Raw genomic sequence first — 17,066 nt, forward strand, 5'->3', positions numbered from 1 at the left:
CTTTAGGACGAGCCCGTATTAAGCCTTGGCGGACTCGGCATAAAGCCGTTCGAGCGCACCGCGCACTATTGAACGGTCCGTGGTGGGCCAGAAGGGCGGCAACGCTGCCCGGAGAAAATTGCCGTAGCGCTCCGTCGAAAGCCGTGAATCCAGGACTGCCACGACGCCTTTGTCCCCCGTTGAGCGGATGAGACGGCCGGCCCCTTGGGCTAGCCGGATGGCGGCGTGCGTCGCCGAAACTGCCATGAAACCGTTGCCACCGGCCTGCGCCACCGCGCGGGACCGTGCCGTCATCAGGGGATCGTCCGGACGAGGGAACGGGATCCGGTCAATCACTACCAGCCGGCATGAACCGCCTGGAACGTCAACGCCTTGCCAAAGGGACATGGTGCCGAACAGGCACGTGTCTTCCTCCTCGGCAAACTGCCTGACCAACGCCGCCATGGTCGATTCGCCTTGGCACAGGATGTCCACGTCCAGGCGTGACCGCATCGCTTCCGCCGCGTCCTCCGCCGCACGTCGGGAAGAGAAGAGGCACAAGGCTCCGCCGTGCGAGGCCTTGATGAGCTCTTCAAGTTCGTCAAGCGCCTCGGGCGAGGTGCCGCGCCCCGGCTTAGGCAGGTGCTTGGCGACGTACAGCATGCCCTGCTTGGGATAGTCGAAGGGAGAGCCTACATCCACGCCGGTCCAGCTGGGGGCGCCTTGGCCAGTCAGGCCCAGTCCTCCGGCCGTGGCCTCGAATGCAGAGCCGATAGCCAGGGTGGCAGAGGTCAACACCACGGTATGGCCCGCGAAGAGCCCTTCCCGGAGGCGTCCGGCGACGCTGAGCGGCGCGATATTGATGAGCGCAGGCGAGTCCTCGTCGGGCGCCGTGTAGCCCTGCTGCGGATCGAAGGTACTGTTCCTGGAGAGCCAGACGACTTCCCGGTTTTCCCGGGCTGAGAGCAACCGTTCGCATAGTTCGAGGATCAACATCAGCCGTGAGCGCGCGAGCTGGCGCCCGCCGTCGACCGCGTTGGACGAGTCGCCCTTCGAATCGGAAAGGGCTGCACGGCAGGCTTCCCGGAGCTGGTCCACGCAATCCAGTTGTTCGTCATTGAGCCCGTTGGGCAGGAGGCCGGAGGGCGCTCCGATGATCGCGAGTTCCAGGCGGTCCGCAGCCGCGTTCAGCGCGTCCACGGTGATGGCAGTGTGTTTGCGGGCACTCGACGCCGCGGCATGGATCATCGCCACCGACAGCTGCCCGGACACAGCACCGGTCACGCGGTCCTGGAGCTCGTGGGCCTCGTCCACCACGACGATGTCGTATTCGGGCAGCACCGCCAGGCCTTCGAAGGCGCTGACTGCGAGCATCGCGTGATTAGTGACCACGACGTCGGACTCCGCGGCACGGTGCCGGGCGAGCTCGCTGAAGCATTCCTCCGCCATCGGGCACTTCTGCGCCCCGAGGCACTCCATGGACGTGACTGATACCTGGCGCCACGCCCGGTCCGTCACACCCGGCATGAGTTCGTCCCGGTCCCCCGTCGCCGTCTTCCCGGCCCACTCACGCAACCGCAGGACTTCCTTGCCGAGCTGGGAGGCAGGCCCGCCGATGGCTGCGGCGAGATGCGGAACGCTCGTGTCCTCACCGAGGGAGAACAACTGCCCCTCGGCAGGCTCCTCGCTAGGGAACCCGCCCTCGAGCTTGTGCCGGCACACATAGTTGGCCCGGCCCTTGACCAGGGCGATGCTGACCGGGCGCTCCAGCTCCGGATTGATCGTTTCCAGGAGCCGGGGCAGATCCCGGCCCACGATCTGCGTCTGAAGGGCGAGGGTGGCCGTGGACACGAGCGTGGGCTTGTTGCTCTCCATCGCGTGCGCAATCAGCGGAATCAGGTACGCGAGCGACTTGCCCGTGCCCGTGCCCGCCTGGACCAGGAGGTGTTCACCGGTCTCGATCGCCCGCGCCACCTGCCTGGCCATCTGGTGTTGGCCGGTGCGGTTCTGGCCGCCCATACCGGCAACGGCTTTGTCCAGGAGTTCGAGGGCGGTCCGTTCCCCCACGGTCTCGCCGCGCTCCCCCATCTCTGGATCAACCATTGCTGACGAACGACTCCAACTCGGCTGCCAGGTTCTCATGGACCATGGCCACCACGCGCGTGCCTTCCTCCTCATGCTCAAGGCTCAGGATTTCGGCGTCGGTGTTGTGCAGCTTGTTGATCAGCTCACCCCGGTTGTACGGAATCAGAACTTCAAGGCGCACACCAGGACGCGGGATGGCCTCGCTGATGGCTCCAAGGAGCTCGGCAATGCCTTGTCCGGTGCGGGTCGACACGACGACATGGCGGGGCTCTTTCTGCTTGAGCCGCTCCACGACAAACGGATCCGCGGCGTCTGCCTTGTTCAGGACAATGATTTCCGGGATCTTCCGGGCATCCACTTCGCTGAACACCGTGCGGACGGCCGCGATCTGGCCTTCCGGATCGGGATGCGAAACGTCCACCACGTGGAGGATGAGATCGGCGTCGGCCACCTCTTCCAGCGTGGAGCGGAAAGCCTCCACGAGCTGGGTAGGCATCGAACGCACGAAGCCGACGGTGTCCGAGAGCGTGTAGCCGATCCCGTCGGGAGTCTGGGCCTTCCGGACCGTGGGATCCAGGGTGGCGAACAAAGCGTTCTCCACGAGGACGCCGGCATCCGTCAGACGGTTGAGCAATGACGATTTTCCGGCGTTCGTGTAACCGGCGATGGCGACCGAAGGAACGGCATTACGACGGCGGTTAGCCCGCTTGGTCTCGCGCGATGGCTTCATCGCGGCGATTTCACGCCGCAGCTTGGCCATGCGTGTGCGGATTCGACGGCGGTCCAGTTCGATCTTGGTTTCGCCAGGACCACGGGAACCCATGCCTGCGCCGGCACCACCCACCTGGCCACCGGCCTGGCGGGACATGGAATCGCCCCAGCCACGCAGGCGCGGCAACAGGTATTCCAGCTGTGCCAGCTCAACCTGGGCTTTGCCTTCGCGGCTCTTGGCATGCTGCGCGAAGATGTCGAGGATCAACGTGGTGCGGTCCACTACCTTGACCTTGACGATGTCCTCAAGGCCACGCCGCTGGGACGGCGCCAGTTCGGCGTCGACCACCACGGTGTCCGCGCCGGTGGACATCACGATGTCCTTGAGCTCGATGGCTTTTCCTGAGCCAAGGAACGTGCCGGGGTCCGGCTTCATGCGGCGCTGGACGATCCCGTCCAGGACTTCCGAGCCGGCCGTTTCGGCCAAGGCGGCGAGTTCCCTCAGGGAATTCTCGGCGTCGGCCAGCGTGCCTTCGGTCCAGAGGCCTGCCAGCACGACGCGCTCAAGGCGCAGCTGCCGGTATTCGACCTCGGTGACATCTTCAAGTTCCGTGGACAGGCCCGCGGTACGGCCCAAGGCCCGGCGCTCGGCCAGATCCACTTGATCGCCGTCGTAGATGCTGTGCTCTTCGTCCAGGCGGGAAATCGCCTGGGCCTTGCCAAACACGCCCCGGGGTTCGTCGCGGTCCTGAACTATGGCAGGTGCGTCCTTGGAGAGAATCCGGTCGATGACAGCCTGGATTTCTTCAGGACTCATGTCCTGGGCGTCGGAATCGGGTCCGGTGTTCTTCTGCGTGGTCATGGTCTCCTTTAGGGGTTCGGCACTTCCAGAATAGTGCCGATTCGGGTCTTATGGCGCGGAATTCGCGCAGGGCTGATGCCTGGCAAGGCTCTGCCGACGGTCTGGGACCTCCATCCGGAACGGGCTGCGCGGATTGCGTGCACGGATCCCAGGAGGGAGGGGGACGATCTGCTGAGTGTCCAGCGTCAAGAAGCAACGACTGGAACGGACATGCCAAGGCGGAATGGCGCTGCACATGAAGCAGGCCTGCGTCGCGGGCGGTGCCGGCTACTCAAAGATCAAGAACATGGAGATCACACTATCAGACCCCGTCAAGCCCGCGTTGGGCCTGGTTGTCACGGTGCGCGGTTTCCCTTGCCCGCTGCTGGCCACTAATCTGGCAAGCTATGGAGTCTGCTCACTATTTCAGCGCACAGCCCGCGGGGCCGTTCACCCGCAAGTCCCTCACGGTGGAACTGGCCGGCGCGACCCGCCGGCTCCAGACATCGGGCGGCATCTTCAGCCCCGACGGGATCGACAAGGGAACTGCGATCCTGCTCTCCGAGGTTCCACCGCCGGCCCCGCAGGGAAATCTGCTCGACATCGGCTGCGGCTGGGGTCCCATTGCGTTGACGATGGGGCTCATGGCTCCGCACGCGCGCGTCCACGCCGTTGATGTCAACGAGCGCTGCGTCACCTTGACCAACGAGAATGCCGCCCTGCTGGAGCTCGGGAATGTCACAGCTAGCCTGCCCGACGACGTCGACCCCGCCCTGACGTTCGACACTATCTGGTCAAACCCGCCCATCCGCATCGGCAAGGATGAACTCCACAACCTGCTGCTCAAGTGGCTGCCGCGGCTCGCTCCGGGTGGAAACGCCTGGCTTGTGGTGCAGAAAAACCTTGGAGCGGACTCGCTTCAGCGCTGGCTGGCCGATAGCCTCGACGGTTCCTTCTCGGTATCCCGGGAAAGTACGTCGAAATCCTTCCGCGTGCTGCGAATCAGGAAAGCGTCCCGCTAGCGACAATCACGGCCGGGCCGCTGAGCTCAACATGTTCACGGCCGCTTTCTCCCGGGAAGAAGCGCACGCCGACGACGCCGCCCGGCACCTTGACGCGCCACGTGTCGGGAGCGCCTTCCCCGGCCCAGTGGCGGATGGCGACGGCGGCCGCGCAGGCACCGGTGCCGCACGATTGGGTCTCACCGACGCCGCGTTCGTGGACCCGCATGGTGATGTTGCCTACGCCGTCGTGAACGAGGGGCTCCGCGGGAACCACGAATTCGACGTTGGTGCCGTTGGCCGGCTTGGGATCGACGACGGGCGCCTTGAAGAGCTGCGTGGATTTGAGCTCCGAAAGTTCGGCCAACGCCACTACGGTGTGCGGATTGCCCATGCTGACGGAAAGGGCTGGCCGGGCGACTTCCAGTCCGTCGGCGCTGACGAGGGAGTCCATGGCCTTGCTGGTGGCATCCTTGGGGAAAATGAACTCCCAAGGACCCATGTCCACTGCATAGCCGTCAGAGGTCCGCACGATCTTCTTGATGCCGCCGCGCGTCCCGATGGTCAGCGATTCACCGGCGTTGAGGGTGACAAGACCCTGCTCGATCAGGAATTGGACGAAGACCCGGACGCCGTTGCCGCACATCTCAGACAACGAACCGTCGCCGTTCCGGTAATCCATGAACCACTCGGCATCGGAGTCTGCTTCGAGCAGCTGGAGGCCTTCGGGCAGGAATCGCGAAGGGACTGCCCGGATGAGCCCGTCTCCACCGATGCCCAGATGACGGTCACAAAGCGCTGCGACCTGCTCAGGCGAGATCTGGTGCGCGTCTTCGGGGTCCGCGATGAGGACGAAGTCGTTGCCCGTACCGTGCCCCTTGGAGAAAGACAGTCCGTGAAGACCGGAGGCGGGTACGGCACCGCCGGCAGCGGCAGGCTGCGGGGCGGAAAATGCAAGGGTTTCATCCATGGCTCAAGGCTACCTGCACTGGGGGTTGCGCCTAAATCATCGACGCCGGGCTCGCGCAGATTTCTGCGGCTTTGGCCACCAAATCCGGATCCTGCCAGTCAAGCCAGTGGATCCGGGGGTCGGCCCGGAACCAGGTGAGCTGGCGGCGCGCGAATTGCCGGGTGGCCACGATGGTTTCTTCGGCCGCGGTAGCAGTGTCGGACTCGCCGTCGAGGACCCGCAGGAACTGGGCATATCCGAGCGCCCGCGATGCGGTCTTCCCTTGCCGCAGTCCGGCAGCGTCCAGCCGCGCGACCTCTTCAAGAAGTCCCGCGTCGACCATCCCCAGGACGCGCTCGGCCAATCGCTCGCGCAGTACTCCGCGGTCGACGTCGAGCCCTATCTGCACGGCCGGCTGGAAGTACTCGCGCTTCGGCATGAAGGAGCTGAACGGACGCCCCGTGAGCTCGAAGACTTCCAACGCGCGGATGACGCGGCGGGCGTCCTCGAGCCTTCCGGCAGAAACGGGGTCGACGTCTTGCAGTCGCTCCTGGAGGCCTGGAAGACCGGATGTTTCGTGCTCCCGCTCCAACCGCTGCCGTACGCCAGGGTCCGTGCCGGGAAATTCCAGGACATCCAACGCCGCCCGGACGTAAAGGCCGGAACCGCCCACCAGGATGGCACGCTTCCCGCGGCGATGAATATCACGGATGGCGGCGCGGCAGTCGGCCTGGAAAGCGGAGACGCTGGCTTCCTCGGTGACATCCATCGTGTCCAGGAGGTGGTGGGGTACTCCCCTGCGTTCGGCGACGCTGATTTTGGCCGTGCCGATGTCCATTCCGCGGTAGAACTGCATGGCATCGGCGTTGATGACCTCGCCGTCGATCGCAAGGGCGAGTTGGACGGCGAGATCGGACTTGCCGGAACCGGTGGGTCCGACGACGGCGATCACGGGCGGATTCGGATCCGCTGATCCGGCCGGTACTGCTGTCATGTCGGACTAGCCGCGTCGTACAGGGAGCGAGGGCATGCCGAGTGAGACGCCCTTTGGACTGGTGGACCCGGCGCCCGCGGCACCCGGTACCGGAGCGCCGCAGGAATCGGCCTGCGAGCGATCCCAAGCGTCGCCGGCACGGGAGCGCCTCAAGCTGTAGTCCGCCGTCGTCGCCGGATCGGAGACGAGGTGGAAGGCAGCGGCCCCGGTGATCGTCACGGTGACGAAGTCGCCAGGCCGTGGGCTCTCTGCGCCTTCGGGCACGGAGAAGTGGACCAGCCGCTGGTCCTGGGAGCGTCCGGACAGGCGATGCGTCTCCCCGGCCTTGCGTCCGGACTGGGCCGTGACCAGGAGTTCAACCCGGCGTCCGAGCTGTTTCGCGTTCTCCTCGGCCGCGATGCGGTCCTGGAGGGCGGTCAGCCGTTCGTAGCGTTCCTGGACAACGGCCTTGGGGAGCTGTTCCGGAAGGTCCGCGGCCGGGGTGCCCGGGCGCTTGGAGTACTGGAAGGTGAAGGCCGACGCGAAGCGTGACTTCTCGACGACGTCGAGCGTTGCCTGGAAGTCCTCTTCCGTCTCGCCGGGGAAGCCCACGATGATGTCGGTGGTGATCGCGGCGTGGGGAATCTTGTCACGGACCTTGTCCAGGATGCCCAGGAACTTCGTAGAGCGGTACGAGCGGCGCATGTCCTTGAGGACCTTGTCCGAGCCGGACTGGAGAGGCATGTGCAACTGCGGCATGACGTTGGAGGTCTCGGCCATCGCCTCGATGACGTCGTCGGTGAAGGCGGCCGGGTGCGGGCTCGTGAAGCGGACACGCTCGAGGCCCTCGATGCCACCGCAGGCGCGCAGCAGTTTGGAGAAAGCCAAGCGATCCCCGAATTCCACGCCGTAGGAGTTCACGTTCTGGCCGAGCAGGGTGACCTCGACGGCGCCGTCGTCCACCAATGCCTGGATTTCGGCCAGGATCTCGCCGGGACGGCGGTCTTTCTCCTTCCCGCGGAGCGACGGGACGATACAGAAGGTGCAGGTGTTGTTGCAACCGACGGAGATGGACACCCATCCCGAGTACACGGAGTCACGCTTGGTGGGCAAAGTGGATGGGAAGACGTCCAGCGATTCGAGGATTTCCAGCTGCGCCTCGTTGTTGTGGCGGGCCCTGTCCAACAAAGCCGGGAGCGCCCCCACGTTGTGGGTCCCGAACACGGCATCCACCCAGGGAGCCTTGCGCACGATGGTTTCGCGGTCCTTCTGTGCCAGGCATCCGCCCACGGCGATCTGCATGCCCGGATGGGCGGCCTTGACCTGTTTGAGTTCCCCGAGGTTGCCGTAAAGCTTGTTGTCGGCGTTCTCACGGACGGCGCAGGTGTTGAAGACCACGACGTCGGCGACGCCGCCGTCGAAGGGCACGTATCCTGCATCCTCCAGGAGTCCTGCCATGCGCTCGGAGTCATGGACATTCATTTGGCAACCGAAGGTGCGGACCTGGTAGGTGCGCTTCGCCCCGTGCTTGGGTGCGGGCTCGCTAACAGGGGCCGGAACGGGCTGCTGAACGGGGGCTGGTGCTGGTGCTGCGGAAGGGGAACTCACCAATCTAGGGTAGCCCCTCGGACTAGTACCAGTTGAAGCCCATCTCATGCTGCCAGGCGTTGCAGGGGGAACCGTAACGGTCGCGGATATAGCCGAGGCCCCAATCGATCTGGGTCCGGTAGTTGCTGAGCCAGTCGCTGCCTGCCGAATAGTACTTGTCCGGCGGCAATGCCTGCGCAACACCGTAGGCGCCGCTGCTGGGATTGGTCGCATCTGTCATCCAGCTTGATTCCTGGGTCCATAGCAGGGACAGACACTGCATTTGGTCCTGGCCCCAGCCGTAGGCGCCGAGCCGGGAGGACGCATATTGCCGTGCACCTGCGGGGTCGTTGACGACATTTCCTCCGCCACCGCCTCCGAAGCCGCCGCCTCCGCCGCTGCTGATCGGTGGCTGGACGGGTTGCTGGTTACTGGCAGCTGCGGCCGCCGCTGCCGCTGCAGCCGCGTCCGCCTGGCGCTGTGCTGCCTCCCTCTTGGCTTCCTGGGCAGCCTGATAGGCGGCAAGCGCTACCTGGCCTTCCTGGTATTTCTGCGCAACCGCGGCAGAAGTGGAGGTCAAGGACGCGAGCTGCGCGACCATGGTCTTTCGCTGGCCGTCCGTGGCAGCAACGCTGTCTTCCGCGGCGCGCCTGGCAGACTCTGCGGCCTGGGCCTTTGCCGCGGCGTCACTGTCCAACTGCGCCAAGACATCGCGGGCAGCTTGTTCCTGCGCGGTTGCGGCGGCCGATGCCTGGGAAGCGCTCAGGGCATCATCGTGCAGCTTCGCCGTATGATCGAGGACCCTGTTCAGCAAGGCGAAATTTTGAATGTTGTCTGGTGCGATGGCGGCATTCGCGAGGGACCAGGGCCCGGGATCGAAACCGCCAGACTCGTATGCCTTGACAACCAGGGAGGACGTGGCCGTCTTCAATGAATCCGCTTTTGCCTTGGCTTGTTGGGACGCTTCAGCCAGCTTCTGGGTGACTGCCTGCTGGTGCTGCAGCGCGTCATGGGCCTTCGCGTACTCAGTACCCGCCTTGATGGCTGCCGCGCCCAGCTCGCCGGACTTCTGTTGAAGGCCGGCCAATAGCTTGTTGATGCGGTCCACTTCAGCACTTGCGGCAGCTTCATTCCCCTGGGCCTGCTGTACCTCCGCCCAGCTCGGATAGCCCGACGGCGGGGCATCGTCGTCCGCCGAAGCCGGGCCTGCCTGGAGAAGCGACGCGACAAGCAAGGGCACAATGATTGCCGAAAGCCGTAGCGACAACGGATTCATTGGATCTGACCTGCTTCCCGACTCGGAACACTAGTCCAGAACCATAGCCGACGGCCGCCAAGAAGCCACCCAACCCCGCCGCCTGGGACAATACTCACAGGCAGCTCTCAGTTTCCCGGACGACGCCGCCTAGCCGATGTCGCCTGCTTCAGGAGCACCGTGCGCCCCGGCCCGGTGGGACTCCGGCTCCCCTGCCAAGGCTTCGTCCAGGACCTCCCCGACAATCCGGAACGCCGCCGATGGCTGGTAGCCCTTGCGGGCAAGCATCGACGCGAGCCGCCGGGTTTGCTTGTCGCGCTCGGTCCTGTCGGAAAGGTCTGTTCCGGCCCTCAGACGTCGCGCGACCAGCTCCCTGGCCGCGGTCCGCTCGTCGTCATCGCTCACCTGCGCGAGGGCCTTCTCGGCCGTTTCAGCGTCGATGCCTTTGTCCGCCAATTCGCGCCTCAGGGCACCCCGCGCGAGTTTCCTCGACTGGGCGCGTCCGCGGACCCACATCTCGGCGAAATCGGCGTCATCAATGAGCCGGACTTCCTCGAAGCGGTCCAGCACGGCTTCGGCCACGTCTTCCGGCACGTTCCGCTCAGCCAGCTTCCGCGCAAGCTGAAGCCTGCTCTTGGGAGAATTGGTCAGTTGACGGAGCACAATGGCCCGGGCAACCGCCTCCGGATTGGCTTCAGGATCTGCTGCCACGGACGAATCCGTAGACGGACCCCAGGACCGGGAGCGGCCCTGGCGCTTAGCCGTCAACGGCCTTCAGCTTCGGAGATTTCTCGGCTTCGGCAGGCTTGACTACTCCGACCCCAAGCTTCTCCTTGATCAGCCGTTCGAGGTCCGCAGCCAGCTCAGGGTTGTCCCGCAGGAAGCGGCGGGAGTTCTCCATGCCCTGCCCCAGCTGGTCACCGTCATAGGTGAACCATGAACCGGACTTCTTGATGATGCCGTGCTCGACGCCCATGTCGATGATGCCGCCCTCACGGGAAATGCCCTGGCCGTAGATGATGTCGAACTCCGCGATCTTGAAGGGCGGAGCCATCTTGTTTTTGACGATCTTGGCCTTGGTGCGGTTACCTACCGAATCCGCGCCTTCCTTCAGCGTCTGGATGCGTCGGACGTCGATGCGGATGGAGGCATAGAACTTGAGGGCCTTACCACCGGTAGTTGTTTCCGGGGAACCGAAGAAGACGCCGATCTTCTCACGGAGCTGGTTGATGAAGATAGCGGTCGTCTTGGTCTGGCTCAGCCGGCCGGTGATCTTACGCAGGGCCTGGCTCATAAGACGTGCCTGGAGGCCGACGTGGGAGTCGCCCATTTCGCCTTCGATTTCAGCGCGGGGAACCAAGGCGGCGACGGAGTCGATCACGATGACGTCCAAGGAACCTGAGCCGATCAGCATGTCCATGATCTCAAGCGCCTGCTCACCGGTATCCGGCTGCGAAACCAGTAGCGCGTCGGTATCGACACCCAGTTTCGCCGCGTACTCCGGGTCGAGGGCGTGCTCGGCGTCGATGAAGGCTGCGATGCCGCCCTGGCGCTGGGCGTTCGCCACCGCGTGAAGCGCGACGGTGGTCTTACCGGAGGATTCCGGACCGTAGATCTCGACGACACGGCCACGAGGCAAGCCGCCAATGCCAAGAGCGACGTCCAAGGCGATGGAGCCGGTCGGAATGACCTCGATCGGCGCCCGGACTTCGTCCCCAAGGCGCATGACCGAGCCCTTGCCGAATTGCTTGTCGATCTGGGCAAGCGCTGCCTCGAGCGCCTTCTCACGATCCTGATTTGCCGCCATGGTTCACACCTCTGATGCTTTCTCGCTGTGGACTGGCCTGAACGGCCGCTTTCCTATCTCATCCGACGCTAGTACGAGCCGCTGACAATTTTGTGTGCGACTTCGTCTATGTGGAAAACCACAGGGTCCGAATGATGCGAAAAGTGGTCCGCTAGGGTCAATTTTCCTCTGAAAGGAGCATAGCCTCATCCGAACAGATATTCGAACAAATTTGCGGGCGTGTCCGCCAGAAACCGGAAGTCAGAACGTTCCGGACCCTTTGTCCGCGGGCTTCATGTCCCTGCCGAGCCGTCGCTCCGGAGGAACGTCCTGGACGTCGCACAGGGCAAGCCAGACGTCGCGGGGGCTGTAGCCCGCTGCCAAGGCGTCGTCTGCCGTACGGCCGCCGACGCCGGCCAATACAAGGGAGCTGCTGAGGACCCGGGAGTAGCCAGCCCCGAATTCATCGTCCATCAGCCGCCAGAAGTCACTGATCCGCACCAATAGAGTCTCTCACGGGAGCGGACTCTAGAATGGTTGTCATGAGCAACACTCCCGACGACGCGCCAGAGATGGTGGAGGCAGGCGACAACGTCGACGCCGCCCTCCAGCAGGTGGAACACCAGCTGAGCATGTTCTGGCGACGCGCCCGATCGCTGTCCCACCAGTTATCCCGCCAGGTCCATCCCGACATGGAACCAGCCGCATACGGACTGCTGTCGATCATCCGGAAGGAGGGTCCCATCCGCCTGACTGAGCTCGCCTCGTGCATCGGCGTCGGGAAGCCCTCGGTAAGCCGCCAGATCGCGTTCCTCGAGAGCATCGGCATGGTCTACAAGGAAGCCGACCCCCAGGATGGCCGCGCACAATCGATCCGGCTCACCCCCAAGGGCGAAGAAAAGATGCACCAGGTCCAGGACGCGCGCCGGCAGGTATTCCGGGAACGCCTGGGCGAGTGGCCGCTGGAAGAAATCCAGACGCTGGCTGACTACATTGAACGGCTCAACGCGGCCTACGGCGAAGGAATCGGCAAGGACTGACCACGCCAAGCCACAAAAGACCAAAGAAGGAGGGCCTCCAGGTGGAGACCCTCCTTCTTTGCTTCAAGCATGTGCCGTTGTTACGGCGCAACGGATCCCGGCAGCGACGTGCCGGATCGCGCTCCGGCAACTGAGCACCGGAGTCAGGTCCGACTAGCGGGCTCCGGAGAGCATGCCCTGGGTGAAATCGTCGTTCAGTTCGGCGCTGAGCTCGCGGTCGAGATCGCGGCCGTAGCGCTGTGCGAATTCCTGCGGGACGGTGTCCGGAACAGCGACGCCTTCGGCGACGGCAACCCGGTCACTGACCTCGCGGAGCATCCCGGACAACGGAACGTCCAGCGCCGAGCAGATCGAGGACAGCAGCTCTGAGGATGCTTCCTTCTGGCCGCGCTCAACTTCGCTCAGGTAGCCAAGGGAAACGCGGGCGCTGTGCGAGACTTCGCGGAGCGTACGGCCCTGGCGCTGGCGGACATCGCGCAGGACATCACCAATTTCGTGACGCAGTACAACCATCTTGCGCTCCTTCTGTTCGCTCGGTGCCTTCTCGGCCAAGCCCACATCCTTCCAGCGGACAACGCCGTTTACGGATACGGGCTGCTTAACCATCTGTATCGCCTTGCTCCCTCGTGATTCCGGTTCACCTTGCAGGTGCACCGGTTGTTTTCTACATCCTAGGCGCCCCGGCCATTCCGGGGCGACACAATGTAACAACTATTGGGCCGCTGTTTTTGTTCCCGGCTACTTTACGTGCGGTAGGTCGGCAAGGACAAGGCACTCAAACAAGCGCTCCAGTGCGGCCGTCGTTGCCTGCGCACGGATGCTTGGCCGATCTCCCCGAAAGGAGTAGGCATGCGCCACGGCTCCGCCCGACGTGGCGACGCCAATGAAGACGGTGCCAACCGCCTTTCCGTCGTGCGGCAACGGCCCCGCAACCCCTGTGGTGGAGACCCCGACGTCGGCCCCGCACGCGCGCCTGGCGCCGTCGGCCATAGCCGCGGCCACCTCGGCGTCGACGGATCCGACCGCGGAAAGCAGCTCCTCGGACACCCCAAGGATTCCGGCCTTGACCGCATTCTGATAGGCAACGACCCCGCCCTGGAGCATGCCTGACGCGCCGGGAGTATCAGCGAGGGTGGCGGCAACCATCCCGGCTGTCAGGGATTCCGCGGTAGCCACTGTGACGCCCCGCTCGATGGCGAGGGCGACAGTAGAAGCGGCCACCTCATCCGCGGTAGGGCTCATGCGCGCCTTCCGGCCGAGCGAAGCTTTGCGGCTTCGATCACGTATTCGACGCCGGTCCACACTGTGATGACGAGAGCGACGATCATGACCCAGAAGGCCACGCTGACAAGCCACGGCGCGAAAGAATTCAGCGGCAGGATGTAGAGGAAGATCGCGACAGTCTGGACGGCGGTCTTGAGCTTGCCGCCACGCGACGCCGGCATCACCCCATAGCGGATGACAAAGAAGCGCAAGGCGGTGATGCCCCATTCGCGCACGAGGATGAGGATGGTGATCCACCACGGCAGCTCCCCCAGCGCCGAGAGGAGAACGAGTGCCGATCCGATCAGCAACTTGTCGGCAATGGGGTCCGCGATCTTGCCGAAGTTGGTGACGAGGTTGCGGCTCCGGGCGATGTCGCCGTCGAGCTTGTCTGTATAGATTGCCACGGCGAAGGCCACTACGGCGGCCCAGCGCCAGATGCCGTGCTGGCTGTTGTCCTCCAGAAGGAACCAAACGAAGAACGGGACCAGGACAATCCGGAGCATCGTCAGGATGTTGGGCAGGTTCCAGATATCGGAGCTGCTGGAACCGGCTTTGCTGCCGTCGGATGTAGTCACCCCTCTAGGCTACCGTCCGGCCAGTGACCAGGCGTCTTCGCCGCCGTCGTCCTCGTCATCGATGCCATCTGCTCCGTCGTGGTATTCCGTGACTTGCTTGCGGCGTTCGAGATCGGCGGCCACAAGGTCCTCTGCGTAGCCTCCGACGGCGATATTCGCGTTCGCATTCTCGCTCAGGGCCGCCGTGTGCGCGTCGGGCGCAACCGGAGCCTCCTGGCCCTTCATGGCCGCCAGTACGGGAGCGAGGTCGTCCGGCTTGACCAGGACATCGCGGGCCTTGGAGCCCTCGGACGGACCCACGACGCCGCGCGACTCCAGCAGGTCCATGAGGCGGCCGGCCTTGGCGAAGCCGACGCGGAGCTTGCGCTGCAGCATCGATGTGGAGCCGAACTGGGTGGTGACCACGAGTTCGGTCGCCTGAAGCAGGACCTCGAGATCGTCCCCGATGTCGTCGTCGATCTGCTTCTTCTGCGCCTCGGGCGCCACGTCGTCACGGTAGACGGCCTTAAGTTGGCCCTTGACGTGCTCCACCACGCGGTGGATTTCAGACTCGGTGACCCAGGCGCCCTGCACGCGCATCGCCTTGGAGGCACCCATCGGCAAGAAGAGCGCGTCACCCTGGCCAATGAGTTTTTCCGCGCCCGGTTGGTCCAGGACCACGCGGGAGTCGGTGACAGATGACGTGGCGAACGCCATGCGCGAGGGAACGTTCGCCTTGATCAGGCCGGTGACGACGTCGACCGAGGGACGCTGGGTGGCCAGGACCAGGTGGATGCCGGCAGCACGGGCGAGCTGGGTGATGCGGACAATCGAGTCTTCGACATCGCGCGGGGCCACCATCATGAGGTCGGCGAGCTCGTCCACGATCACCAGCAAATAAGGGTAGGGCTTGATGACGCGCTTGGAGTCGACCGGCGGAACAACTTTGCCTGCGCGGACGGCCTTGTTGAAGTCGTCGATGTGCTTGAAGCCATAGTTGGCGAGGTCGTCGTAGCGGGCGTCCATTTCACGCACCACCCACTGAAGCGCCTCGGCCGCCTTCTTGGGGTTGGTAATGATGGGCGTGATGAGGTGCGGAACACCCTCGTAAGCGGTCAGTTCGACGCGCTTGGGGTCCACCATGACCATGCGGACCTCATCCGGCGTCGCGCGCATCAGGATCGACGTGATCATCGAGTTCACGAACGACGACTTACCGGCACCCGTAGCACCGGCCACGAGCAAGTGCGGCATCTTGGCGAGGTTCGCGACGACATAGCCGCCCTCGACGTCCTTGCCGACGCCCATCACCATGGGGTGGTCGGTCCGCCGCGCGTTCTGGCTGCGCAGGACATCGCCGAGGGAAACGGTCTCGCGGTCCGTGTTGGGGATCTCGATGCCGATGGCCGACTTGCCGGGGATGGGGCTGAGGATACGTACGTCGCTCGACGCCACGGCGTAGGAGATGTTCTTGGACAACGCCGTGACGCGCTCCACTTTGGTGCCGGAGGCAAGTTCGATCTCGTAACGGGTCACGGTGGGGCCTCGGCTGAAGCCGGTGACGGTAGCGTCCACGTTGAACTGTTGCAGGGTGTCCGTGAGGGCGGCCACGACGGCGTCGTTCGCTTCCGTGCGCTCCTTCGGAATGGAACCCGGGGTCAGGTTGTCCGAGGACGGCAGCGTGTAGGTGACGTCGCCCGCAAGCGAAAGTTGTTCGGTGCGCTGCGGGATCGGCGTCGGGGGCGGGGGCGGGCCGACCGGTGCCGCAGGCACGATGACCGGGGGGACGGCGGCGGTCGGCGTGACCAGGGGAATGGCTTCGGTGGCGTTGTCCGCAACGGGCTTCGGGCTTCCGAGTCCCTGTGCACTTCCAAGACCTTGCGCGGCTTTGATCTTCTCGACGGCGATTTCGGCCTGGGTCGGTCGGCGTACCCCTGGCGGCACGGATGGCCCGCCCTTTGCGGGAGCGGCATCGTCGTCGACGATTGCGTGTTCGAAGGCCTCGTCGCCGACATAGCCCTCAAGCGTGGGGTCGTCGTCGTGGTCCTTGCCGAAGAAGCGCTTTCGGCGCTTCTTCTTCGGTTCAACCGCCACCTCGTTTTCGTATAGATAGCTGCGGTCATGGGAATCGGCACGTTGCGCGTCGGCATCCAGCAGGTCGACGCCCATGAGGTGCTCGTAGGCGTCATGGATACGCCGGGGAATGGCGCCGAAGGGCGTGGCCGTGAGAATCAGGAGGGAGACGAACGCCAAAGCACCGTAGACCATGACGGGGACCACGGGGTGGATGGCGGCAAGAGGCGACGCCGCGAGGAAGCCGAGCATCCCGCCCGCGCGCCGGAGGCCCTCGAAGCCATCGGCGACAGTCGGCTGGCCCCCGATAATGTGGGCCAGTCCGGTGCCGGCGAACGTCATGATCAGGAAGCCGATGCCCACGCGGTTGTTCCCACGGCTGTCCCACGGCTGCCGGAAGAGCCGGAAAGCGCAGACGAAAAGCATGAGCGGAAGAAGCAGGGATACCCAGCCGAAGGTTCCATTCACGACGCTGAAGACAACATCCGGGAACCAGCCCTTGAAGCCCCACCAGGCGAAGGTAGCTATGAAGACACCGAGCGCCAGATTGAAAAGCGCGGCGCCGTCCCGGCGGTCCAGGGGATCAAGGTCACTGACGTCGTGGCCGATCCGGCGGATGCCCGCACCCACCACGTGCCCGATTCCCAGCCAGACACCGGCCAGCGCGCGCAGGATCCACGGCTGTTGGGGTTCGACGACGGCGGCCTGCTTGCCGCGGGCCGTGCCCGTGCCGCTCCTGCCGGTCTTGGCCGGGGTCCGGCTGCTGCCCGAGCCGCCGGTTTTGCTATTGGAGCTGCCTCTAGGCGCGGAGGTAGTACGAGTCGCCATATCGGCCACGCTACCCCAACCCGTCCGGAAACCCGCGGATTTCAGGGGCGCGGAGGAACCATGTTGCCCCTGTTGAACAATCTACGGACCCGGTTTTGCGGCGAGCCGGTCCTGAAACGCGAACGGCCCGGTTCATTT

15 protein-coding genes are annotated in these 17,066 nt (G+C 64.6%); 2 read left to right on the top strand and 13 right to left on the bottom strand.

The window, feature by feature from the left end; translation table 11 throughout:
• Positions 1–18: 18 nt before the first annotated feature.
• Both AB4Z38_RS21545 and hflX read right to left on the bottom strand, forming a co-directional pair.
• Complete coding sequence (locus tag AB4Z38_RS21545; RefSeq protein ID WP_441431588.1) at positions 19–2,082, bottom strand: ATP-dependent DNA helicase; 2,064 nt, start codon at positions 2,080–2,082, stop codon at positions 19–21.
• A complete protein-coding gene (gene hflX / locus AB4Z38_RS21550; protein ID WP_441431589.1) occupies positions 2,075–3,637 on the bottom strand; it encodes a GTPase HflX in 1,563 nt (520 codons plus the stop codon). The genes AB4Z38_RS21545 and hflX overlap by 8 nt, the downstream gene beginning before the upstream one ends.
• Positions 3,638–4,023: 386 nt before the next feature.
• Between hflX and AB4Z38_RS21555 the strand changes: the two genes are divergently transcribed.
• Entirely contained in the window at positions 4,024–4,638 is a 615-nt protein-coding gene (locus AB4Z38_RS21555; RefSeq protein ID WP_441431590.1) for a class I SAM-dependent methyltransferase, read from the top strand.
• Here the strand turns inward: AB4Z38_RS21555 and dapF are convergent.
• The 7 genes from dapF to AB4Z38_RS21590 all read right to left on the bottom strand — a co-directional run bounded on the left by dapF (position 4,619) and on the right by AB4Z38_RS21590 (position 11,668).
• On the bottom strand, positions 4,619–5,587 hold the full coding sequence (gene dapF / locus AB4Z38_RS21560) for a diaminopimelate epimerase (protein WP_441431591.1): 969 nt from the start codon (positions 5,585–5,587) through the stop codon (positions 4,619–4,621). The two genes, AB4Z38_RS21555 and dapF, sit on opposite strands and share 20 nt — an antisense overlap.
• Positions 5,588–5,618: 31 nt before the next feature.
• The gene (miaA, locus tag AB4Z38_RS21565) at positions 5,619–6,560 is read right to left on the bottom strand and encodes a tRNA (adenosine(37)-N6)-dimethylallyltransferase MiaA (protein ID WP_441431592.1); all 942 of its coding nucleotides are present in this window, start codon (positions 6,558–6,560) and stop codon (positions 5,619–5,621) included.
• 6 nt (positions 6,561–6,566) lie between these two features.
• Positions 6,567–8,147 carry a tRNA (N6-isopentenyl adenosine(37)-C2)-methylthiotransferase MiaB gene (miaB, locus tag AB4Z38_RS21570; protein ID WP_441431593.1) on the bottom strand — a complete coding sequence of 527 codons (1,581 nt, stop codon included), beginning with the start codon at positions 8,145–8,147 and terminating at the stop codon, positions 6,567–6,569.
• A 22-nt stretch (positions 8,148–8,169) separates the two neighbouring features.
• Positions 8,170–9,402: a lytic transglycosylase domain-containing protein gene (locus tag AB4Z38_RS21575; RefSeq protein ID WP_441431594.1), complete on the bottom strand. Its 1,233-nt coding sequence runs from the start codon at positions 9,400–9,402 to the stop codon at positions 8,170–8,172.
• 129 nt (positions 9,403–9,531) lie between these two features.
• Positions 9,532–10,092, bottom strand: coding sequence for a regulatory protein RecX (locus AB4Z38_RS21580; protein WP_441431595.1), 561 nt, complete (start codon positions 10,090–10,092; stop codon positions 9,532–9,534).
• A 46-nt stretch (positions 10,093–10,138) separates the two neighbouring features.
• Complete coding sequence (recA, locus tag AB4Z38_RS21585; RefSeq protein WP_234753124.1) at positions 10,139–11,188, bottom strand: recombinase RecA; 1,050 nt, start codon at positions 11,186–11,188, stop codon at positions 10,139–10,141.
• A gap of 240 nt (positions 11,189–11,428) precedes the next feature.
• The gene (locus AB4Z38_RS21590; protein WP_441431596.1) at positions 11,429–11,668 is read right to left on the bottom strand and encodes a DUF3046 domain-containing protein; all 240 of its coding nucleotides are present in this window, start codon (positions 11,666–11,668) and stop codon (positions 11,429–11,431) included.
• 41 nt (positions 11,669–11,709) lie between these two features.
• Between AB4Z38_RS21590 and AB4Z38_RS21595 the strand changes: the two genes are divergently transcribed.
• Positions 11,710–12,207 carry a MarR family winged helix-turn-helix transcriptional regulator gene (locus AB4Z38_RS21595; RefSeq protein WP_184735788.1) on the top strand — a complete coding sequence of 166 codons (498 nt, stop codon included), beginning with the start codon at positions 11,710–11,712 and terminating at the stop codon, positions 12,205–12,207.
• A gap of 153 nt (positions 12,208–12,360) precedes the next feature.
• Here AB4Z38_RS21595 and AB4Z38_RS21600 read toward each other — a convergent pair whose 3' ends face one another.
• The 4 genes from AB4Z38_RS21600 to AB4Z38_RS21615 form a co-directional block, all read right to left on the bottom strand.
• Positions 12,361–12,813 (bottom strand): helix-turn-helix domain-containing protein, encoded by a 453-nt coding sequence (locus AB4Z38_RS21600; RefSeq protein WP_078105673.1) that lies wholly within the window; start codon positions 12,811–12,813, stop codon positions 12,361–12,363.
• A gap of 132 nt (positions 12,814–12,945) precedes the next feature.
• On the bottom strand, positions 12,946–13,449 hold the full coding sequence (locus tag AB4Z38_RS21605) for a CinA family protein (RefSeq protein WP_441431597.1): 504 nt from the start codon (positions 13,447–13,449) through the stop codon (positions 12,946–12,948).
• Entirely contained in the window at positions 13,446–14,048 is a 603-nt protein-coding gene (gene pgsA, locus AB4Z38_RS21610; RefSeq protein ID WP_441431598.1) for a CDP-diacylglycerol--glycerol-3-phosphate 3-phosphatidyltransferase, read from the bottom strand. The genes AB4Z38_RS21605 and pgsA overlap by 4 nt, the downstream gene beginning before the upstream one ends.
• A 9-nt stretch (positions 14,049–14,057) precedes the next feature.
• Entirely contained in the window at positions 14,058–16,928 is a 2,871-nt protein-coding gene (locus AB4Z38_RS21615) for a DNA translocase FtsK (protein WP_441431599.1), read from the bottom strand.
• Positions 16,929–17,066: the final 138 nt, after the last annotated feature.

It is taken from the genome of Arthrobacter sp. 2RAF6, assembly GCF_052115205.1.
In the GTDB taxonomy this organism is placed as follows: domain Bacteria; phylum Actinomycetota; class Actinomycetes; order Actinomycetales; family Micrococcaceae; genus Arthrobacter.